The organism is Corynebacterium matruchotii, assembly GCF_011612265.2.
Lineage (GTDB): Bacteria > Actinomycetota > Actinomycetes > Mycobacteriales > Mycobacteriaceae > Corynebacterium > Corynebacterium matruchotii.
In genome coordinates this window covers 1671631-1692848 of record NZ_CP050134.2, presented here as the reverse complement: position 1 = coordinate 1692848, position 21218 = coordinate 1671631, and the positions used below count along the sequence as shown (strand labels likewise).

The following is a 21218-nucleotide window of genomic DNA, read 5'->3' as shown; positions in this document are numbered from 1 at the left end:
AAGGGAAACATCGACAAGCCTTCGGGAAATTACTGCCCCCGCACCAGGCGCGTAATCATCAGCCACCACCGGGATGCCTCAGACATTCCCGGCATCGGCTGCGCACCATTTGGCCGCTGACCAGTGAGATCAAGCAACCGCCGATGCTGCTGTGGCGGCTCGGGTCGCAGCACAGATTGCGGCTGCAACACCGTGGGCCCTCACTGGGCAAATGCCTCATCCAGCAAGACCGCCTGCTCCACGGCATGCACCTTCGACAACCCGGTTGCCGTCGACGCCTGGGCCCGACGCGATACCCGCTTCAACGGCAACAAATCCGGGATGAAATTCGGCAAATGCTCATTCACAAACGTCCACGGGCCCTGGTTTGCCGGCTCATCCTGGCAGAACCGAATCTCCGTCGCATTCGGATAGACCGCAAACGCCTCCCGCAGCCGATTAAACGGCAACGGATACAACATCTCCAGGCGGATGATGGCCACATCATCCCGGTGATCCTTCTCTGCACGTTTGGCCAGTTCGTAATACAACTTGCCGGACACCAGCATGATGGTCTTCACCTTGTTCGGGTCGCCCACAACCGTGCCCTTATGGTCCACAAACCGCGGATCATTCATAACCGACTGGAACTTCGTCACCTCGGTGAACTCCGCCACCGAACTCGTGGCCGTCTTCATGCGCAGCATTGACTTCGGGGTGAACACTACCAGCGGCCGCTTCAAATTACCCAAGGCGTGTCGTCGCAGCAGGTGGAAATAGTTCGCCGGGGTGGTGGGCTGCGCCACCGTCATGCTGCCCTCGGCGCACATTTGCAGATACCGTTCAATCCGGGCCGACGAGTGATCCGGGCCCTGGCCCTCATAACCATGGGGGAGCAGCAGAATCAGGGAAGACTTCTGACCCCACTTGGTTTCCCCAGAGGCCACATATTCGTCGATGATGGTTTGGGCGCCATTGGCGAAGTCACCAAACTGGGCCTCCCACGCCACCACGGCATCCTGGTTCCCCACCGAATAACCGTATTCAAAACCCATACCCGCATATTCTGTTAGGGCAGAGTTATAAACCAGCAGTTTGCCGCCGTTACCGTGCGCCTCCGCTAATTCGTTAAGGCTATTAAATTCTTCGCCTGTGTGGGAGTCGTAGACGACGGCGTGCCGTTGGGTGAATGTGCCGCGCCGGGAGTCTTCGCCGGCCAGCCGCACCAGTTTGCCCTGGTTTGCCAGAGAGGAGAAGGCAATGAGCTCGCCCCAACCCCAGTCGATGCCGCCCTGGGTGACGGACTCCAGGCGTTTCTTCGCAACAGGTGCCACCCGCGGGTGGAAGGTGAAGCCCTCCGGCGGGGTGGCGTAGGCCTGGCCGATTTCTTGCAGCTCTTCCCGGGTGATATTGGTCTTGAGGCCATGCGGGATTTCCTGGGCGGCGGTGATGCCTTCCTGCTGGGTAAAGGCCTTTTTCTCCGAGTTCTTGATCTCGTTGAACACCGATTCCATCTGGTCGTGGAAGTCGCGGGCGATCTTTTCGGCGTCTTCCTTGGTCAGGTCGCCACGGCCAAGGAGGTCCTCGGTGTACTGTTCACGAACGGTCTTGCGGCCGTCGATAAGCTCATACATCTTGGGCTGGGTCATTGATGGGTCGTCGGCTTCGTTGTGCCCGCGGCGTCGGTAGGCGATCATGTCGATAAAGACGTCCTTGCCGAACCGCCGCCGATACTCGGTAGCGAGTTTGCCAACCCATACGACGGCTTCGGGATCGTCGCCATTGACATGGAAGACGGGGCAGCCAAATGCCTTTGCTAAGTCCGTTGCATAGTGGCTCGAACGCCCCGAATCGGGGGTAGTGGTAAAGCCGATTTGGTTGTTCACCACAATGTGTACGGTGCCGCCCACGGTATAGCCCCGCAATTGTGCTAGGTTAATGGTTTCGGGAACGATACCCAGGCCGGCGAATGCGGCATCACCGTGCAGCAATAGCGGCATGACCGTGTATCCACTCTTGCCCTTGTCCAGCATGTCTTGCTTGGCGCGGGCGATGCCCTCCATGACCGGGTTGACTGCCTCCAGGTGCGACGGGTTCGCGGTGAGCGTCACCTTGATTTCACCATCGCCGAACATCTGCAGGTGCGTGCCCTCGGAACCCAGGTGGTATTTCACGTCGCCCGAACCGCCGGCTGCCTTGGGCTCAATGTGGCCTTCGAACTCGTTAAAGATCGTGGCCAATGGTTTCGCCACAATATTAAAGAGCACATTCAACCGGCCCCGGTGCGGCATGCCGATAACCACCTCGTCCAGGCCCTGACCTGCGGCGGTGTCGATAGCGGAGTCCATGAGTGGAATGAGCGACTCGGCACCTTCCAGCGAGAACCGTTTTTGGCCCACGTACTTGGTTTGCAGGAAGGTTTCGAACGCCTCTGCGGAGTTCAGCTGCTGCATAATGAATTTTTGCTCCGCCGGGGTGGGCTTGGGCATGCCGTCTTCCAGGCGATTCTGCAGCCAGGTGCGTTCGTCCCGGTCCAGAATATGGGTGTATTCCGAACCTACCTTGTGCGTGTAGGCATTGCGGAGTTTCGTTAACACCTCACGCAGAGTCATGGTTTCGCGGCCCACAAAGCCACCCACGTGGAAGCGACGGTCCAGGTCCCAAATCGTGAGGCCATGAGACTCAATGTTGAGGTCGGAGTGTTCGGGGACCGGCATGCCCGGCTGGACCCAGTGGAGTGGGTTGACATCGGCAATGAGGTGGCCGCGGGACCGGTATGCCTGAATGAGCTGCATGACCCGGGTGTTTTTGTCTAAACCGGTGTTCGGTAAATCCTGCGACCAGCGCATGGGCGTGTAGGGGATGTGCATGTCAGCAAATAATTCATCCCAAAACGCATCGTCAACGAAGAGTTGGCTCAGGGTGCGTAAAAACTCGCCGGATTCCGCTCCCTGAATAATCCGGTGATCGTATGTGGATGTGATCGTGACCAGTTTGCCCACGCCCAGCTCGGCCAGTCGGTCCTGCGAAGCCCCGGCAAATTCCGCCGGATAATCCATGGCACCCACACCAATGATCGTGCCCTGCCCCTTAGTGAGCCGCGGCACCGAGTGGCGGGTACCGATGCCACCCGGGTTCGTGAGAGAGACCGTAACACCAGCGAAATCATCCAGCGTGAGCTGGTTCTTCCGGCTCCGGCGCACGATGTCCTCATATTTTTCGACAAACGTCTTAAAGTCGAGGGTCTCGCACTCCTTAATGGCTGCCACCACGAGCGCACGGGTGCCGTCCTTTTGCGGCAGGTCGATCGCTAACCCCAGATTAATATGCTCCGGAGTGATGACTGTCGGCTTGCCGTTTATCACGTCATAATGATTATTCAGATCCGGGTGAGCCATCAGCGCCTTGACCAGCGCATAGCCGATGATATGTGTAAACGACACCTTACCACCGTGCGTGCGCTGCATATGCTCATTAATAATCGCCCGGTTCTCGAACATGAGTTTGACCGGCATGTCCCGGACCGAGGTGGCCGTGGGAATCTCCAGCGACTCATCCATGTTTTTAGCGATGGCTTTATACACGCCCTTGAGGGTTTTCTCGCCGGGACTTGGTAGCTTTGCGACGCGACCCAAGGGGGATTGCTGGAGCTTCTTAGCTTCTTCCTCCCGCTTTTCTTCCTTATTCGCCTCGTCAATATGAAGATGATCGGCCTTGGTTGCGACCTCCTTGGGGTCCAGCTGCTGCACCGAACTGGCCAGACTGGGCTGATTGGCGGTCTGCTGGGCCTGCGTTTGGCGGGGCGTGACCGGTGGTTGCTGTTGCTTGAAGGGATTGGTATTAGATGTAGTAGGTTTGCTTGGCGTGCCGGTGGTCTCGAAAAGCTCCCGCCACTCGGGATCTACCGACTGGGGATCCCTTTGGAACTGCTGGAACATTTCATCAACCAACCATTGATTTTGCCCGAAAGTACTCGCATTGCTCACGGCAAGTGCTCGCCTCATTTCTTTGCGACAGTCTTGTTTCAATATTCACTCGTTGTACTAGCTCAATCTAGGCTAACGGTTTCGTACCCGTCAGCTGTAATTGATTCTAAAGTAAAATCTGGATTCAGTATGTTGCATTTCACACTGAAAGAATACGCTGCGAATTTAGGGCGTCTTACCCTGCCACATTGTGGCATAGCTACCCCCAAAAGAAAGTAATAATTCGTGTGTGCCTGATTCCACAATGACGCCATCGGACACTACTAAAATCAGATCCGCCCGCCTCGCCGTGGCAAGTCGATGTGCTACCACCACGGCGGTTCGGGCCTGGGTCACCCGGTTGCTCGCCGCCACAATGGTTTTTTCCGTGGCCGGATCCAGGGTGGCGGTTGCTTCATCTAAAAGCAGCAATTGGGGGTGAATCATTTCCGCCCGGGCCAAGGCCACAAGCTGCCGCTGTCCTGAGGAAAGCCCCCGGCCCCGTTCGCCGATCCGGGCGTTGAACCCGCCGGGGATGGCGGCGATAGCGTGCAGTGCCCCCACCCGGCGGGCAGCATCGGTGATCTCCTCCTGGCTGGCTGTGGGGCGGCCGTAGGCAATGTTCTCAGCGATGGTTCCGGTAAACAGATGAGCTTCCTGGGGGACGAAACCCACGGCAGAACGCCACTCATTCATAGGTAAATCCTTGATGTTTGTGGTGTTTGCGCGGATGACCCCCTCGGTTGGTTCATAGAATCGTTCAATTAATTTGACGATCGTGGATTTGCCGGCGCCGGTGGGGCCAACGACTGCCACCGTGCTGCCCGGCGCGATATCGAATGTCACGGTGCGCAGGGCCGGTTGGGCGGCGCCGGGGTAAGAGAAGCCGACACGGTCGAATCGGATAGGTCCACGGGCGTCGACTGCGGCGTTCGTGTTTTCGGGGTTGGACTCTATCGGTTTGGCCTGCTCGGTGGGTTCGGCGAGGAGGGCGGAGATACGACGGAACCCCACCTGCGCCTGCCCGTAGGAGTCGAACACCTGACTTAAATGCTGGATGGGGGTGTAGAGCCGATCTAGGTACAGCAGAAACGCCACCAGCACGCCGGTGGGGAGGTGCCCCTGGGCCACCAAGCTGACGCCCACGGCGAGGACCGCCGCGGAAATCAGTTCGCTCACCGCGTTGATGCCCGGGAAGTAGATGGCCACCGCGGTTTGCGTGTGAATGCGGGTGGTTCGGTAGCGGGCGGCAACCTGGGTGAAGCGGTGCAGGTTTTTGTCCGCCATTCCATGCATTTGGGTGGTGCGCAGCCCAGCGATGGCTTCATGAAATAGAGCGTTGACCTCGCTGATCTCCTCCCGGGCCCGGGCGTAGAGCCGGGTGGAGACACGCCGAAACACCACCGTGCCCGCGGCGATAACGGGCACGCCAACCAGGGCGATGAGCGACAGCGGGATGCTGGTGACGGCGAGCAGTATGAGAATGCCGACAAGAGTGGTGATGGCCACGACCGCGGAGGTGAACCCGGATTGCAGGAAACCATTGAGGGCATCAATGTCGGTGGTCATGCGGGTCATGATGGTGCCGGTGTTGGTAGCCTCAAAATAGCGCATGGGTAGGCGCATCAAATGCGTGTACGAACGGATGCGGAGATCGTAGAGCAGGCGTTCCCCGGTGAGGGAGGTGAAAATGGTGGTGGCGACGGTGAGCGCCCAGGTGATGAGCACAACGCCAAGGCCGACCAGGGTGACGCGCCACATGGTGGTTTCGTCTCCCAGGGCGACACCGCGGTCGATGGCGTGGCGGATGAGGGATGGGATGATCAGCCCGGTGAGCACGCTTGCGGTGAAGAGGCCGACGACGAGGACCAATAGCCATCGCACGGAGTAAAACAGTGAGCCGGCGGTCACCTTTGCGGTGGGGGAGTGGGTGATGGTTTTGGGGGTTGCGGTGGCGGGCGGTAGTCGGTCGACGCGGGCCAGGAGTTCCTTGGTGGCGGGCATGGTGGTTGAGGCCATGTTGCCACGTGTGGTGCCCCGGCCGCCGGCAGCCGGGTTCGCGCCGGCCATGGCGGCGGCGGTGCGCATGGCGGTCCGTGACATGGTGAGCCGTGCGTCCATGGTGGCGACCGTGGGCCACAGCTTATCGACGCCGGGCTCCGTAGGGCCATCGTCGAAGGGGATAGGGTCGCCCGCGGGGGCCGCCGAGGGAAAGTTCAGGTCCATGAGGTGGCTGAATCGGTGATTTTGGCGCATGGTGGCCAGGTCACCGGTGGCGGTGAGGGCGCCGTCTTCCATGAGCCCTATCCGGTCGGCGATGTCGAGGGTGGAGTGCCGGTGGGCGATGGCGATGACGGTGGTGTCGGCAAAGTGACAGGTGAGGTTGTGGAAAATGGTGCGTTCGGTGCTGGCGTCGATGGCGGAGGTGGCGTCGTCGAGAATGAGGATGCGCGGGTTGCCGGCCAGTGCCCGCGCCAGGGCGATGCGTTGGCGTTGGCCGCCGGAAAGCGTAAGGCCACCCTCGCCCACAGTGGTGTCGAGGCCGTTCGGAAGGTCGGCGATTGTGCGGTCTATGGCGGCGTGGCGGGCGGCTGCCCAAATGTCATCGTCCGTGAGGCCACGGCCCATATCAATGTTGTCGCGGATAGTGGCGGAATACAGAAACGGCTCATCGAACACGCATGCGACAGCCTGCCGCAGGTTGGCGAGATCCAGGCTGTGGTAGTCGGTGCGGCGGCCCGCGGCGTCGACAAGTGAAATGCTGCCGGAATCGGGCTGGTAGAAGCCGCATAATAGTTGCACGAGCATCGTTTTCCCGGCGGCGGCTGGACCCACGATAACCAGGGTTTCCCCGGGCGATACCGCCATGGTGCACTGCGATAACACGCGTTGATCGTTGGTGGTGAAATCCACCCCCGACACTTCAATGCCGAGCGGCCCATCCGGTACTGGCTCGGGATTCGGTGGGGTGGTAGTGTCAGGCTGGATATTTATGAGATCGAACACCCGTGCGGCGGACGACATGCCGAGCTGTAGCTGCACCAGCATGCCCGCCACCATGGACACCACCGCGGTAAGCGACACCATGTACACGCTCGTGGCCACAAACACGCCAATGCTCATGTCGCCGTGCAACACCAGAAAGCCACCCACCCCAATGCTGAGCACCAGAGATATATTCGGTATTTGCTGCACCAATGGCCGGTAGCGGGCAGTCAACCGGGCGGCCCGCATCATTTGCGCATACACCACCCGGGCGGCGTTCCGCAGCGTCGCCACCTCCCGGGATTCCTGGACGAAGGCCTTCACCACCCGAATGCCGCTGACGGTCTCCTCCACGTGAGTCGACAGGTCCGCGACGGCCTGCTGAGCGGCCCACGTCGCCGCAAACAAGGTGGGGCGGGACATCATCGTGAGCCACGCCAACAGGGGCAACAACACCACCGCAATCAGGGTGAGCAGCGGGGAAATCCACAACATCACCCCCAACGTGATAACGATCTTGAGCACATGGCCCACGATCAGCGGCATCATGGCCACCATGGCCTGCGTCAAATTCAGGTCAGAAATCGACCGGGATACCACCTGCCCGGTCCGTAACCGATCCTGCCCCGGGCCGTCGAGACGCTGCAGGCTGCGCAATATCTCCACCCGCAACTGGTGCTGCACAGTGTTCGATAACCGGCCGGCCGTGTAGCGCCGACCGAACTGAAACAGGTAGCGCACAAGCGCCGCCACCACCAGCAACACCACAACGGTAGTGATCGACACCCCACCGGCGGAATGACCGCCGTCGGCCGCGGTGGCGCTATCAATCGCGGTGGCGGTGATAAGTGGAATGATGATGTCACACAGCGTGACCATCAGCGTGGATATCAACGCCAAGGCCACGGTGACGGGGGTTTTCCGTGCGGTCCGCCACAGCTGCCGCAGCGTCGAAGAAACATGCATACAGGTTTGAAAAACTAAAAACTCGTGGGAAGCGGCCCTAAGGTTTCGGCCACATGATCGATCAAATTATTGCCAATCTTACGGTTAGCAACGGATCCTAGCACGGCACCAATCCCCAACGGCATGAGCTTACCCAACCACGCAAGTCGAATGGATTTACTGATGCGCTTCATGGCGAAGTTGAACATTTTCTTATTCAAATCGCTCAACTTCGGTGTCGAAGCCCTAGTGAGCAGCGCAATCGTCGAATCCGTCCCCATCGTGGCAGTCGCCAACGGCGTGCCCTCTGAACCCACCACCGACAACAACACAATCGATTTACGACGCTCCGGGTTGCTGATATCCACCCCCCGCAAATATGCGGAGGCAACCGCATAAGACGTTGCCGCATCCAAAAACGCCAACGACTCCACCCCGACCGCGGCAGCCCCTGTCACAAACCCCACCGCCGGAATCGCCGCTGTCACACCCGCGCCTGCGCCGGTGCCGGTGATCGTCAACAGGAAATGCTTATCCAACTTCGCCTGAATCTCGGCCGGGGTGGCCTGTGGATTCTTCTCCTTCAGCCGATCCACATACTTTATAATCGTCTTGTGCTGCAGCTTCGCCGCCTTATCTAAACCGGTCACCAACCACCTGGCCACCAACCCGGACTCCTGCATCAACGCTTCCGGATCCGAATGAACATAATCGGTCACCACAACCGCATTCGAGGAATCCTGCGACTTCGACCGAGACTTAAACATTAGGTTTCGCACCTACCTTTTCATCAATTATGACTGGTAGTGCTCAACTTTAAACGGTGGAGGCCGCCAGGTGCACACCGATTCGCTCAGGGCGTAAAAACCTTACCCCTTATTCCTCTTACCTCCCCATATGTGCTGGTTCTATGCCGATGCGTACTCCTCCGCGGCGGCCACATCCTCCGGCGTTGGCCGCACCCCGGTATAGAGCTCAAACTGTGCCGCAGCCTGCCTGCTGATAACCTCCCCACCAGTAATCACCGGTATCCCCAGCCGAGTGGCCGCCCGAATCAACGGGGTCTCCACCGGAAACGCCACCACATCAAACACCACCTGGGCACGCTGAATCTCCGCATCGCTAAACGACTGCACATCCGCATCCGCCCCAGCCATACCCAACGGGGTCACATTCACCACCAACCCCAAGTCCCCGGCCGGCACCGCATCCGAATACGACCACCCATACCGCGAGGCCAATGACTGGCCGGTCGCCGCATTCCGTGCCACCACCGTGCCGGTCATGCCATGATCCGCGATGGCGGCCACCACGGCATTCGCCATGCCGCCCGACCCCCGTACCACCACCGGCAGGCCCGGATCCACCTCGTGCTCCCGCAACAAGTCCGCCACCGCCACATAGTCTGTGTTGTACCCAACCAATCGCCCATCCGTATTGACAATGGTATTCACCGCCTCGATCCGGGCCGCCGAAGGGTGTAACTCGTCGACAAGCGGAATCACCGCCTGCTTATACGGCATCGACACCCCCGCTCCCCGAATACCCAAACCCCGAATACCCGCCACAGCCTGCGCAATATCCGTCGGCGCCACCGCCTTATATAAATAATTCAACCCCAACTTGTCATAAAGCCAATTATGAAACCGCACCCCATGATTCGAAGGGCGAGCAGCCAAAGAAATGCACAAAACCGTATCCCGGTCGACGTAATTCACCATGTCACCTACTCTAGTGAAATATGCGGTACCCCCTCGGCCCCCATCCCACCAATGCTTCGACAGGCGACCCTGCGGAACCCACACGCGCGGCGGACACCAGCGTCAAAACCCCCAATCACACACCCCGCAACAAGGTCGCCGACGACCTCATAATCACCACCACCGCCGGCACTATCTGCGGCCTTAGACTCACCATCCCCGGGCCCCTCCGCACCTGGCGCGGCGTCCCCTACGGCGACACCACCGCCGGCAACCACCGATTCCGCGCCCCCCGCCCGGCACCACGATGGGACGGCATCAAAGACTGCACCGAATACGGTGCCATCGCCGCCCAACCCTCCCTCACCCCCAGCGACCGCATCCGCGGCAGCGAAGACTGCCTCAACCTCGACATTGTCCGCCCCGACGACGACCGCACCCTCCCCGTCGTCGTCTACCTCCACGGCGGCTCCTTCATCTACGGATCCAGCCACCAACAAGTCCTCCGCGGCCACTACCTCGTCCAAGCCATGGACGTGGTCTATGTCTCCCTAAACTTCCGGCTCGGCGCCCTCGGCTACCTTGACTTCTCCAGCTTCGGCGACGACTGCGTCCCCAACCCCGCCGTCCTCGACCAACTCCTCGCCCTCCACTGGGTCAAAGACAACATCGCCAGCTTCGGTGGCGACCCCACCAATATCACCCTCATGGGCGAATCCGCCGGCGGCGCCAGCGTCATCACCCTCATGTGTGTTCCCGCAGCACGTGGCCTCTTCCACCGGGCCATCGCCCAATCCGCCCCCGTCGCCGCCGTCCACTCGGCCGCCCAAGCCGCCTTCTGGTGCAACGAACTCGTCACCCGCGCCGGACTCACCAATCCCACCCTGGACGAACTGCGGGAACTCAGCCCCGAAACCCTCATTAATGCTGGTCAATCCATGCTATGGCGCAGCGGGGAACTCCTCAACCTCAATGCCTGCTTCGGCGCCATCGTCGACGGTGACCTCATCCGCGACCACCCCATCACCACATTCCGCGCCGGGGAGCAACACAAAATCCCCCTCATGATCGGCACCAATATCGACGAAGTGGCATTCGCAAAAACATTCTATTTCAGGTCGAAGAAGCGGGCGCAGCGGGCCCGCACCATGCTGGAAGGCTACGACCCGCACGGCGCCGACACCATTCTCCGGTTCTACAACAACGCTGCCTCCCGCAATGACTATGCCGAACTGCTCACCGATTCGGTGTTTTGGGCACCCAGCGTGATCGCCGCCTCCGCCCACAGCCTCTCCGCCCCCACCTGGATGTACAGATTCGACTATGCGCCCGCAGCCCTCCGATGGCTGGGCATTGGGGCCTCCCACACCGCCGAACTCAGTCCGGTTTTTGGTGACCTGGATGGCTCCAAAGCCGCCGCCATTAATAAGCTCGGCGGGTGGGAGGAGCTCCATACGCTGCGGGACCAAATGCAAAGCTACTGGGCCAGCTTCATTCACACCGGCAACCCGAACAACACCGCCACCGCTGCGGCAGGAACCGGGGTGGCCACCACCCCGGAAACCGATTGGCCGCAATATCGCATGCCCAGCGATACCCTGCCCGGCCGGGCCACCAAGGTGTTCGACACCACCGCCTATGTGGTGTACGACCCCGGCGCGGCCCGGCGGGTGGCGTGGGAGAACTACAGCATGGTGGAGTGGGGGAAGGGCCGCCCCGAGGTGATGGCAAAGTTATTAGAAACCGAGTAATCCGCCTGCGGATGCCCGTAGACTGGGATTATGCAGAAACCGGCGGATAGGACAGTGGCAGTGCTACCAGTGTCGTGTTTGTCGGTTTTGCTCGAACAATTCGTGAGGAGGATTCACCTATGAGCCCCACCAATGTTTCCCACGCCGTGGATCGGGCGATCGCCCGGGCGGTGGCAGGCCAGCCACAGTATGCGCCCTGCGTGGATGAGTCGCTGGGGGCGGCGCTGTCGGCCGAAATGCTGGCCAGCGATCAGGTGGTGCGGCGGGGAATTGCCACGGGTCGGCAAACCTATAAGCTGCACGAGGATCGTTTTGGGGCGCACATGTGGTTGTTTTCACTGACCTGGTCGGTGGTGGCACCATCGGTGGTGGCAATGGTGCTCACCGAGGAGATTCCCGACCTGGATTTGTCCTCCGGGTTGGTGTTTCAGCGGGACGAGGGGGAGGGGTATTGGTTTGGGTTTCGGCCGGGCCAGCGGGCAGAAAGCTATGTGGCATCGGGCAGGCATGCGGGGGAAAGTTTCGCGCCAATTATCGCAACGTTGTGCCGGGTGGCGAAGGTGCGGCCGGCACCGTTGTGGGCGGTGGTGGCGGACGGGATGGTGCAGCCGGCGGTGGGAGCCGGTAATGAGCATTTTGAGCAGGACCGGGCCATCGCGGTGGCGTCGGAGATACACCAAGGGTTGCAGCAGGTTGCGGACGTTCGCCTCCCCCCATTAAGGTTTGAACAGGTTTGCGACGACCAGGTGGTGCCGGTGCGGCCGGGGGATGTGGAGCCGGACTATTTGGTGGTGCATCGCAGCAGCTGTTGCATGGTTTTTCATGGGGATGATGCGGGATATTGTGCCCCCTGTCCGCACGTGCCGAAAAAGAAGCGGATAGCTGGGATTATTGCGGCTGCTTCTCAGTATTAGCCCCAAGGGGTGGCGAAGTAGGTTAGTGTGTGCACTAGGGGTTACCACGCTGTGTAACCATAACCACAGTAATCACATGATTTTTTGAGGATGAGTGTCGTCATGACCTTCTTTGAGGAAATTGCCACCGCGTTGGATGCCGACGGAATCGAATCCCGGGTTCAAGGAGATACGCTTTTTGTGCCTATCACCTCAGAGGTGGAGATACAGTTCGTGGAAATTGACCCCCTCGTGCCGGCGGCAAACGTGTATATTGCCACCGCGGACGATGATTGGGATGCGGATTTCGAGGCGGTGCTGGTGTCCGTGGCGTTTTCGGTGCCCGACGCGGTGCAGGCCGTGGCGTCGCATATTGCCACCGACCAGGTGGTGACCTTGTTGGGGGATTTATTGGATGGTACCGATGAGCGCATAGCTGACCTGGAGTTTGTGCAGGATCATGAGGAAGAAAATCGGGTATCCGCCTCGCTGGGTGATAACACCAGTGTGACGGTGACGATTGAGATTGTCGAGGGCATTCCCACGGCAAAGGTGCAGTTTGATGCCGTCGACCCCGAGTTTGAGAGCCACATGATGGAGGCGGAACGGCATTTTTCGGCCATGGGGGAGGTGCGGAAGCTCAGCATGAGGGAGGTCAACGCCAAAATCGAGGAATACGCCAGCAGTATCCTGGAAACCTGTACCGAAACCCTGGACCTGGGTTCCTTCACCGACTTCGATAAGCTTTTCGACGTCCTGTCGTTGGCGGCAGATCAGGCCGAATCCTGGGCGGAGCAATTGGTGCCCCTCGACGACGATGATGATGACGAGCCGGATGTGTACGACCTTTTCGGCAAGGATGATGACGACGAATTCTTCTTCGACGACGATGACGAAGATGACGACGAGGAAGAATAACAGCCACCCGGTTCTTATCGACTGCGATGCCGGCATTGATGATGCCCTGGCGCTCATCTACCTGGCCGGCCTTGCGGCCGCGGGGGAGGTGCAGCTTCGAGCGGTCACCACCACCGCCGGCAATGTCGACGCCACCCAAACCGCCTTCAATAGCGCCCACATTTTACGACTCTGCGGCCTACCGAATGTGCCGGTGGCGGCGGGCGTACCGACGCCACTGGTGGTGCCGCTGGTCACCACCCCGGAAACCCACGGGCCGCACGGCCTGGGCTATGTGATTCCCCCAGAGACCAGCACGGACACGATATCGGTGACTCCGGGGGAGCGGCCCGACACGGTTCCCATGGGTGTGCCCGCCGCCGACACCGGGTGGGACGACCTGTGGCGCGCCAACCGGGACGCCACCCTGATTATCACCGGGCCGGCCACAAACCTGGCCACCTACCTGCGTGACCACCCCGCCCACCAGCGCATTTACCTCATGGGCGGCGCCTACCTGTACCCCGGCAATACCACCCCCACCGCGGAGTGGAACACGTGGGTCGACCCCCACGCCGCCGCCGAGGTATTTCACACCACCATTCCCATCACCGTCTGCCCCCTGGGGGTGCGCTCCCAGCCCGTGACGGAAAGCATGCTGTTCTCACCCGACCTGCTGGATGCCGCGTGCGATATTCTTGCCGCCGCACACCACCCACTGGCTGATGTTCTGCCGGATTTGCTGCGATTCTATTTCGAATTCCACCAGGTCATGGGGGAGGGCTACCAGGCCCAAATCCACGACCTCATCACCACCATGGTGGCCCTGGGCACTGTCGACTATGCCACCGCCACCGTGGCCGTCGACGTGGAAACCACCTCACCCCTGCTGCGCGGTACCACCGTGGCCGACTTCAAGGGGCACTGGTTGGCGGAAACCACCGGCCAACCCGGCCGAAAACCCGTCGTCAAGCTGGTGACCGGCGTGGACCCGCAGCAGGCCTGGGCGGAGTTTTTCCGCAGTCTTAAACTTTTGGCGTCGACGCCACCCATGCTTTAGGATGGGAACAACTCCGAGGTGACATAGGGGTTTAGTTTCGCATGCCCACTTAACAGGACGTGATACCCCCATGCCCGCACTCACCACCGCCCAACGTATCCGCGCCACAGTAGGCGTTGCCGTCATCTTCGGAACCTGGTTTTATCTGGTTTTTACCCGCCCCACCGATTGGGAATCCGTTGGCGGGTCCAGCCCCGCACTCATCACCCTGGGCGGCTACGTGCTCGGCGCGATCCTGTTGCTGTCAGCCAGTCTGCCGATCCTGCCCGCCCGCACGATCGCCATCATCCCCGCCGCCCTGGTGCTCAACATTGTGATCGGCCAAATCGTCGGTTCCGTGGGCATCCCCCTCTACCTTGACTCGGTGGGCACCGTCCTGGTGGCGGGACTCGCCGGGCCCATCGCCGGCCTGGCCACCGGCACCCTCAGCAGCATCGTCTGGGGGCTTTTCAACCCCGCGGCCCTCCCTTTCGCAGCGGTATCCGCCATGGTCGGGCTGCTGTCCGGGGTCATGATTGCCAAGGGGATGCTGCGGAACATTCCCCTCACCATCACGGCCGGGGTGGTGCTCGGCGTCATCTCCGGCATGCTGGCAGCCCCCGTCGCCGCGTTCGTCTATGGCGGAACCGCCGGCGTGGGCACAGGCGCCCTCGTGTCATTATTCCGGGAAATGGGAAACTCCCTCATCGGATCCGTCACCGCCCAATCACTCGTGTCCGACCCGCTCGACAAGGCACTGGTCATGATTATCGTCCATGTGGCAATCCGATCCCTGCCGAAGAAAACCCTAGCGAGCTTCCATGCGCGCACTTAACCCCCTGACCAGCATCGTGTGCGGGTTCACCGCCTGGATCATCGTGTTAGGGCTGAATAATCCGTGGGTGTCCGCCACCGTGATGATTGCGGCACTGGTCGTGGGCACGGCAACCACCCGTAACCTCTCGCTCATCGCCACCACCTTGGCCCTCAGCCTCCCCACCGGCCTGTCCATGCTGCTCATCTACGTGCCCTTCGCCGCAACCTACCGGGACGGGCTGGTGACCGCCGGGCAGTTGAGCCTCCGATTCGCCGCGCTCATCGCAGCACTGTTGGCCGCGCTCACGGCTGTCCGCATCCCTGAGCTGGTCAAGGCCCTCCAAACCGCTCGCATCCACCACAGCATGAGCTTCATCCTGGGCTCCGCCATCCAATTCCTGCCCCAAGCCCACGACATCACCCGGCGCATGCGCGACGCCTGCCGACTCGCCGGCCGCACCCCACACCCCGGCAACCTGGTCATACCAGTGCTCGTGCAAGTGCTCTACCACGGTGGGCAGCGCGCCGCCGCCATGACCACCATGGGCCTGGAACTCCCCGGCCGCCGCACCGTGCTGCGACCACCACCCGACAGCACAATACAAAAACTTGTTCGAATACTTTTGCCCCTGGCTGCCATCACTTTGGTGATTATCGTATGAAACGCCACCTCGTCATCGGTGACGGCCTCTCATCGTGGGCCAGCGAGCTTGTCGACGCCGCCCCGCGGGGTCAGGTCGCCTACCTGGGGGCCGACGCCACCTGCCACCTCACCTACCTCCGCGACACCGTCATCGAAGAAGTCGCCTTCGGCCTGGAACAACGCGGCATCCATCCCGACATCATGCTCGACCAGGTGACCGCAATTCTCACCGATTTGAACCTCATGGACTTGGCGGAAGCCCACCCCACCAGGCTCTCCGGCGGCCAAACCCGCCGGGTGGCATTGGCCAGCGTGCTGGTGCTCCAAGCAGACACCCTCATTCTCGACGACCCCTGGGCCGGCCTCGACACCACATCATGCAAACAAGTGTGCGACATTTTAGATCGTTATCCGGGGGATATCATTGCCGTCGCCCACAGCCTGCCACCCATCGATCACCACTTTGGCTGCTTCGAACTCCGCGACGGCACCATGGTTCCCTACACCGGACATCACCCACCCCCACAACTGCCACCATGCGCCCCCACTGGGGACATCATCGACCTGGGTGACGTCGCCGGCCGGCGCGAACCACCCCGCCGGCGCTGGTGGCAATTCACCACCCCCACCGAACCCGGATTCACCACGCCACCACTGCATTTACGCCTCGAACGCGGCGAAATCTGTTGGCTCCGGGGCCCCAACGGGGTGGGGAAAACCACCCTCCTCCACACCCTGGCGCTCACGCCGCAACCGGCGTCGATAAGCCTGCAAACCCAACGCGCCTGCGACCAGGTAACCGAAACCACCCTCCGCGACTTCATCGGCGGCGAACCGGCCGGGGCCCTGGCCAGCATCGACCTCGAAACCCACCCGCTCGACCTCACCCCCACCATGCTGCGACTCGCGCAGGTCGAAAAGGTATTCAACCAGGGAACTGATGTGGTGTTGCTGGATGAACCCGACGTAGGGCTAGACTACCCGGGTCGCACCCAGCTCCACCGGCTTATACACCACCATCTTCACGGGAACCGACCGCCGGCGATCATCATGACCTGCCACGATCCCACCCTGATGGCGGAAGTCTCACAATACGCTACCGTGCGGGAACTGGCGCTGGCGTAACCAATTCGGCCGGTGACGCAATCGGCAAAAACGAACCATCAACCACCCACACATACGTCGGCGTTGACTCTCGCGGCAATTCGTGCACGCATTCGACATAATCCGACCCCACCAATGCCCGCACCCAACCCTGGGCAACCCCCGGATCCACCCACCGCCCATCGGGGGCGGATATTCGCAGAAACACCAGGTAGGCGGCAACCCACGGATTATCCGGCGTGTACAACTTTCGCTGTACCGCTGGGCCCACCCGATGCCGGGAAATCGTGGCATTCAACCGCCTTCGGCCGGTCAGCGCCGGGAGTTTCTTGGTCGGCGGCCGCCACGTTGCCGCCGGACGCGATAGCGAACGAGGATGACGCATCACCGAACCCAATGCCGAAATGGTCTGCGGATGCTGGGTCACGGCCCGATCCGCCATGGTGTCGGGATCGAAAGGCGCAGGAAGTAATTCGGGAAAATCCTGGTGCATCATCATGGTTACCACCCTAAAACCTGCCCCGGACACCCTACCCAAGCATACGAAAATATGTTCGGTGACCGTTGGTTTTTTACGGATTTTCCTTAGGCAAGGTCTACGCTAGAAACCGATGACTACCAACAGTGACCCAACCGCCCGCCCGGCAGAGAGAATCCCCAGAGAAATCTGGATCTTGGTGATTGCCGCCTTCATCATTGCCCTAGGCTACGGATTCATTTCCCCCATCCTCCCGCAGCTTGCCACCAGCTTCGGTGTCGGTGCGGTTGCGGCCGGCGCCGTCATCTCCGCGTTCAGCTTCACTAGGCTAGTGTTCGCCCCCGCCGGTGGCAAACTTGTTGACAAACTCGGTGCCCGCTGGGTGTATATCACCGGTCTGCTCATCGTTGCCGTCACCACCGGGCTCATCGCCGCCGCCCAAGAGTATTGGCATCTTGTGCTCCTGCGGGGGCTTGCCGGGTTTGGGTCCACCATGTTTACCGTGTCCGCCATGGGGCTCATCGTGCGGCTTGCCCCGCCCACCATCCGGGGCCGCTGCTCCGGTGCCTATGCCTCCGGGTTCCTCTTCGGCTCCGTGTTCGGCCCCGCCTTGGGGTCGCTCCTCTCGGTCTTGGGGTTCCGCTGGCCATTCCTCATCTATGGGCTGTTTCTGGCCTTGGCTTCCCTCGTCGTGTGGCTGTCTATGCCCAAACATATTGGCAGCCGTGTGGCACAATCCCAGGACACCCGGCTGGAATTGGGGGTTATGGAGGCGCTTCGCCACCCCACCTATCGGGCCATTATCGTGACCTCGTTCGCCAATGGGTGGGTGAATTTTGGGGTGCGCGTCGCCGTGGTCCCGCTTTTCGTCGAGGCCACCTTCACCCACGGTGGCACCATTGCCGGCTACGTGCTCTCCGCCTATGCCGTGGGCAACGCCATCGCCTTGCAATTCTCCGGGCGCGTTGCCGACGCCATTGGGCGCAAACCCCCCATTTATTGTGGGCTTCTCGTGGCGATGGTCTTCACCGCCAGTTTCGGGTTCACCCATAGCTTTGGGGTTCTCGTTGTGTTCTCCGCCTTTGCCGGCCTCGGGGCCGGGCTCAGCAACCCGCCCATCCAGGCCGCCCTCGCCGACATCATTGGTTCCGATCGCAACGGTGGGAAAACCCTGGCGGCCTTCCAAATGGCCGGCGACTGCGGCACCATTCTCGGGCCCCTGGTTATCGGCTGGGTGGTGCAGCAATACGGTTACAAACACGCATTCCTCATTGCCGGGGCCGTCATCCTTGTTGCCCTCGCAACCTGGCTGCGGGCCAAGGAAACCCTCCACCGGCCATCCGATCTGGGTGATACCCAGCTCACGGAGGTTGTTGGTGCCGTCATTACCCGCGACGGCCGGATTCTGGCAGCCCAGCGCGCCGACACCCACATGTGGGAATTCCCTGGCGGCAAAATCGAAAACGGTGAAACCCCAAAGCAGGCCCTCAAACGGGAAATCCGTGAAGAACTCGGCTGCGTCATCACCGTCGGCGATAAAATCACCACAACCATTCACAATAATATTGCGCTCAGCACCTACCGCTGCACCATAGAATCCGGTGAGCCCCAGGCCCTGGAGCATCAGGCCATCGCCTGGCGGGTCCCGCAGCACCTTGCCGGACTTGATTGGGCGCCCGCCGACCTGCCCACCGTCGAAAAGCTCACCAGGATAAATCACATCTGATAAGACACGCGTCGTGCTGGTTCGCTATTAGCCACAAAATGGCGTACTGTGGTGCTGCAATGAGTATTACCGATGACGCTACCGGCAGCGCTTTCGAGCCGGATGAGAATAATGTAGTGTCGGAATCTCAGGAAACTTCGCAGGAAGTCACGCCCAATCCCATCACCCTCGACGAAGTGGTTGTCGAGGAACCGGGTGGCGACGACTCCAGGGTTGCGGACACTTCTGAGGCCACCGACTTTGATGAAAATGACTCAGAAGAAACCCCAGGCACCAGCTTTGATACGCTGGGCCTTCCCAAGCCTGTAGTCAAAGCAGTAGAAAATGTGGGGTTTGAAACCCCGTCACCCATCCAAGCCCAAACCATCCCCGTCCTCCTCGACGGGCATGATGTGCTCGGCCTGGCCCAAACCGGCACCGGCAAAACCGCAGCATTCGCGCTGCCCATTTTGTCGCTTATCGACGCCGACATCCGCCATCCCCAAGCACTCATCCTCGCCCCCACCCGGGAACTAGCCCTCCAGGTTGCCGACTCCTTCCAGGTTTTTGTCGACCACCTCGACGGCGATATTTCCGTCCTGCCTATCTATGGTGGCCAGGCCTACGGCATTCAGCTTTCCGGGCTGCGCCGCGGCGCCCAAATCGTCGTGGGCACCCCCGGGCGGGTCATCGACCACCTGGAGAAAGGCTCCCTCGACATTTCCGAACTGCGGTTCCTCGTCCTTGACGAGGCCGACGAAATGCTCAACATGGGCTTCCAGGAAGACGTGGAACGCATCCTCGCGGACACCCCGGAAGACAAACAAGTCGCACTGTTCTCCGCAACCATGCCCAGCGGGATTCGCCGGTTGTCGAAGCAGTACATGAATGACCCGCACGAGATTCAGGTCAAGTCCGAAACCCGCACCAACACCAATATCACCCAGCGGTTCTTGAATGTGGCCCACCGCAATAAGCTGGACGCGCTCACCCGCATTCTCGAAGTCACCGAATTTGAGGCCATGATTATGTTTGTGCGCACCAAATTCGAAACCGAGGAATTGGCCGAGAAGCTGCGCGCCCGCGGTTTCAACGCGGCCGCCATCAACGGCGATATCGCCCAGCAGCAGCGCGAACGCACCGTTGAACAGCTGAAGGATGGCCGTCTCGATATTCTCGTGGCCACCGATGTGGCCGCCCGCGGCCTGGACGTGGAACGCATCTCCCACGTGTTGAACTACGACATTCCTTCCGACACGGAATCCTATGTGCACCGCATTGGCCGCACTGGACGTGCCGGTCGGAGCGGTGAGGCGATTTTGTTCGTCACCCCCCGGGAGCGCCGCTTCCTGCGGAATATTGAGCGGGCCACCAATGCGCCCCTGCAGGAAATGGAATTGCCCACCGTCGACGAGGTCAATGAGTCCCGCAAGGCCAAGTTCGCGGACTCCATCACCGAATCTTTGGAAAACACCCAGGTGGCGGTGTTCCGTAACCTGGTCAAGGCCTATTCGGAGCAGCACGACGTGCCGCTGGAAGACATTGCCGCAGCCCTGGCCACCCAGGCCCGGGCCGGTGACGAATTCCTGATGACGGAGCCGCCGGTGGAGAAGCGCCGCAATCGGCGAGACCGCGACCGAAACGATCGCGGCGACCGGGGCTATGATCGGTTCGACCGGGACCGGGATGATCGTCGCGGCGGCTACAACCGGGGCGATCGTGGGGATCGGGGCGGCCGGGGTCGGTTCGACCGGGGCAGCCAAGACATGGAAACCTACCGGTTGGCCGTGGGCAAGCGGCAGCATGTGCGCCCGGGCGCCATCGTCGGTGCCTTGGCAAACGAGGGTGGCCTGTCCAACAAGGACTTTGGTCGCATCACCATCGGTTCGGACTTCACCCTGGTGGAACTGCCCAAGGGGTTGCCGAAGTCGGTGTTTGATAACCTGCGGGACACCCGCATTTCCGGCCAGCTGATTCACATTGAGAAAGACACCGGCGGCCGGGGCCGCGGCGGCTACAACCGGGGCGATCGAGGCGACCGTGATTGGGATGATCGCGGGGATCGCGGCGGTCGGGGCGGCTACAACCGCGACCGGGGTAACGGTGGCCGAAACCGGGACCGGGGCGACTGGAACGATCGTCGCGGCGGCTATAACCGGGGTGACCGCGGGGATCGCGGCGACCGGGGTGATCGTGATCGGGGCGGCTACAACCGTGATCGGGGCGACCGCGACTGGCGGGATTAACCCCACACCAGTCATGTGACACATAGTTGGCCCACCACACACCCAGTGGTTTTCACCAATACGGGTGCGTGG

General features: G+C 61.0%; 15 protein-coding genes. 9 read left to right on the top strand and 6 right to left on the bottom strand.

Annotation, left to right across the window (positions count from 1 at the left end):
* Window positions 1–29 precede the first annotated feature (29 nt).
* The 5 genes from HBA49_RS07515 to HBA49_RS07495 all read right to left on the bottom strand — a co-directional run bounded on the left by HBA49_RS07515 (window position 30) and on the right by HBA49_RS07495 (window position 9595).
* The gene (locus tag HBA49_RS07515; RefSeq protein ID WP_005527437.1) at window positions 30–191 is read right to left on the bottom strand and encodes a hypothetical protein; all 162 of its coding nucleotides are present in this window, start codon (window positions 189–191) and stop codon (window positions 30–32) included.
* A 9-nt stretch (window positions 192–200) separates the two neighbouring features.
* Window positions 201–3917, bottom strand: a complete 3717-nt coding sequence (locus HBA49_RS07510) for a multifunctional oxoglutarate decarboxylase/oxoglutarate dehydrogenase thiamine pyrophosphate-binding subunit/dihydrolipoyllysine-residue succinyltransferase subunit (protein WP_420888497.1) — start codon at window positions 3915–3917, stop codon at window positions 201–203.
* A gap of 213 nt (window positions 3918–4130) precedes the next feature.
* Window positions 4131–7895 (bottom strand): ABC transporter ATP-binding protein, encoded by a 3765-nt coding sequence (locus HBA49_RS07505; protein ID WP_005527363.1) that lies wholly within the window; start codon window positions 7893–7895, stop codon window positions 4131–4133.
* 14 nt (window positions 7896–7909) lie between these two features.
* A complete protein-coding gene (locus HBA49_RS07500; protein ID WP_005527307.1) occupies window positions 7910–8641 on the bottom strand; it encodes a membrane protein in 732 nt (243 codons plus the stop codon).
* A gap of 141 nt (window positions 8642–8782) precedes the next feature.
* Window positions 8783–9595 (bottom strand): shikimate 5-dehydrogenase, encoded by an 813-nt coding sequence (locus HBA49_RS07495; RefSeq protein ID WP_040432248.1) that lies wholly within the window; start codon window positions 9593–9595, stop codon window positions 8783–8785.
* A gap of 20 nt (window positions 9596–9615) precedes the next feature.
* Between HBA49_RS07495 and HBA49_RS07490 the strand changes: the two genes are divergently transcribed.
* The 7 genes from HBA49_RS07490 to HBA49_RS07460 all read left to right on the top strand — a co-directional run bounded on the left by HBA49_RS07490 (window position 9616) and on the right by HBA49_RS07460 (window position 16738).
* Complete coding sequence (locus HBA49_RS07490) at window positions 9616–11325, top strand: carboxylesterase/lipase family protein (RefSeq protein ID WP_005527060.1); 1710 nt, start codon at window positions 9616–9618, stop codon at window positions 11323–11325.
* 119 nt (window positions 11326–11444) lie between these two features.
* The gene (locus HBA49_RS13165; protein ID WP_005527466.1) at window positions 11445–12239 is read left to right on the top strand and encodes a (2Fe-2S)-binding protein; all 795 of its coding nucleotides are present in this window, start codon (window positions 11445–11447) and stop codon (window positions 12237–12239) included.
* Window positions 12240–12341: 102 nt separating this feature from the next.
* Window positions 12342–13136, top strand: a complete 795-nt coding sequence (locus HBA49_RS07480; protein ID WP_005527352.1) for a hypothetical protein — start codon at window positions 12342–12344, stop codon at window positions 13134–13136.
* Entirely contained in the window at window positions 13117–14175 is a 1059-nt protein-coding gene (locus HBA49_RS07475) for a nucleoside hydrolase (protein WP_005526935.1), read from the top strand. Before HBA49_RS07480 ends, HBA49_RS07475 begins: the two co-directional genes overlap by 20 nt.
* Before the next feature lie 70 nt (window positions 14176–14245).
* Entirely contained in the window at window positions 14246–14989 is a 744-nt protein-coding gene (locus tag HBA49_RS07470) for a hypothetical protein (RefSeq protein ID WP_005523359.1), read from the top strand.
* Window positions 14976–15632, top strand: a complete 657-nt coding sequence (locus tag HBA49_RS07465) for an energy-coupling factor transporter transmembrane component T family protein (protein ID WP_005527282.1) — start codon at window positions 14976–14978, stop codon at window positions 15630–15632. Before HBA49_RS07470 ends, HBA49_RS07465 begins: the two co-directional genes overlap by 14 nt.
* Window positions 15629–16738 carry an ATP-binding cassette domain-containing protein gene (locus tag HBA49_RS07460; protein WP_005526988.1) on the top strand — a complete coding sequence of 370 codons (1110 nt, stop codon included), beginning with the start codon at window positions 15629–15631 and terminating at the stop codon, window positions 16736–16738. The genes HBA49_RS07465 and HBA49_RS07460 overlap by 4 nt, the downstream gene beginning before the upstream one ends.
* On the opposite strand, the gene HBA49_RS07455 is transcribed toward HBA49_RS07460, so the two are convergent.
* Window positions 16710–17216, bottom strand: a complete 507-nt coding sequence (locus tag HBA49_RS07455; RefSeq protein WP_040432246.1) for a hypothetical protein — start codon at window positions 17214–17216, stop codon at window positions 16710–16712. The two genes, HBA49_RS07460 and HBA49_RS07455, sit on opposite strands and share 29 nt — an antisense overlap.
* A gap of 112 nt (window positions 17217–17328) precedes the next feature.
* Between HBA49_RS07455 and HBA49_RS07450 the strand changes: the two genes are divergently transcribed.
* The gene (locus HBA49_RS07450; RefSeq protein WP_005527162.1) at window positions 17329–18921 is read left to right on the top strand and encodes an MFS transporter; all 1593 of its coding nucleotides are present in this window, start codon (window positions 17329–17331) and stop codon (window positions 18919–18921) included.
* Window positions 18922–18980: 59 nt separating this feature from the next.
* The gene (locus HBA49_RS07445) at window positions 18981–21146 is read left to right on the top strand and encodes a DEAD/DEAH box helicase (protein ID WP_005527301.1); all 2166 of its coding nucleotides are present in this window, start codon (window positions 18981–18983) and stop codon (window positions 21144–21146) included.
* The last annotated feature ends 72 nt before the right edge of the window (window positions 21147–21218 follow it).

What these genes read in the sequence shown, in the direction of transcription:
- HBA49_RS07510 (WP_420888497.1), bottom strand. Translation starts at nt 3,917, where the DNA reads ATGTTCCAGCAGTTCCAAAGGGATCCCCAGTCGGTAGATCCCGAGTGG.
- HBA49_RS07505 (WP_005527363.1), bottom strand. Translation starts at nt 7,895, where the DNA reads ATGCATGTTTCTTCGACGCTGCGGCAGCTGTGGCGGACCGCACGGAAA.
- HBA49_RS07500 (WP_005527307.1), bottom strand. Translation starts at nt 8,641, where the DNA reads ATGTTTAAGTCTCGGTCGAAGTCGCAGGATTCCTCGAATGCGGTTGTG.
- HBA49_RS07495 (WP_040432248.1), bottom strand. Translation starts at nt 9,595, where the DNA reads ATGGTGAATTACGTCGACCGGGATACGGTTTTGTGCATTTCTTTGGCT.
- HBA49_RS07490 (WP_005527060.1), top strand. Translation starts at nt 9,616, where the DNA reads ATGCGGTACCCCCTCGGCCCCCATCCCACCAATGCTTCGACAGGCGAC.
- HBA49_RS13165 (WP_005527466.1), top strand. Translation starts at nt 11,445, where the DNA reads ATGAGCCCCACCAATGTTTCCCACGCCGTGGATCGGGCGATCGCCCGG.
- HBA49_RS07480 (WP_005527352.1), top strand. Translation starts at nt 12,342, where the DNA reads ATGACCTTCTTTGAGGAAATTGCCACCGCGTTGGATGCCGACGGAATC.
- HBA49_RS07475 (WP_005526935.1), top strand. Translation starts at nt 13,117, where the DNA reads ATGACGACGAGGAAGAATAACAGCCACCCGGTTCTTATCGACTGCGAT.
- HBA49_RS07470 (WP_005523359.1), top strand. Translation starts at nt 14,246, where the DNA reads ATGCCCGCACTCACCACCGCCCAACGTATCCGCGCCACAGTAGGCGTT.
- HBA49_RS07465 (WP_005527282.1), top strand. Translation starts at nt 14,976, where the DNA reads ATGCGCGCACTTAACCCCCTGACCAGCATCGTGTGCGGGTTCACCGCC.
- HBA49_RS07460 (WP_005526988.1), top strand. Translation starts at nt 15,629, where the DNA reads ATGAAACGCCACCTCGTCATCGGTGACGGCCTCTCATCGTGGGCCAGC.
- HBA49_RS07455 (WP_040432246.1), bottom strand. Translation starts at nt 17,216, where the DNA reads ATGATGATGCACCAGGATTTTCCCGAATTACTTCCTGCGCCTTTCGAT.
- HBA49_RS07450 (WP_005527162.1), top strand. Translation starts at nt 17,329, where the DNA reads ATGACTACCAACAGTGACCCAACCGCCCGCCCGGCAGAGAGAATCCCC.
- HBA49_RS07445 (WP_005527301.1), top strand. Translation starts at nt 18,981, where the DNA reads ATGAGTATTACCGATGACGCTACCGGCAGCGCTTTCGAGCCGGATGAG.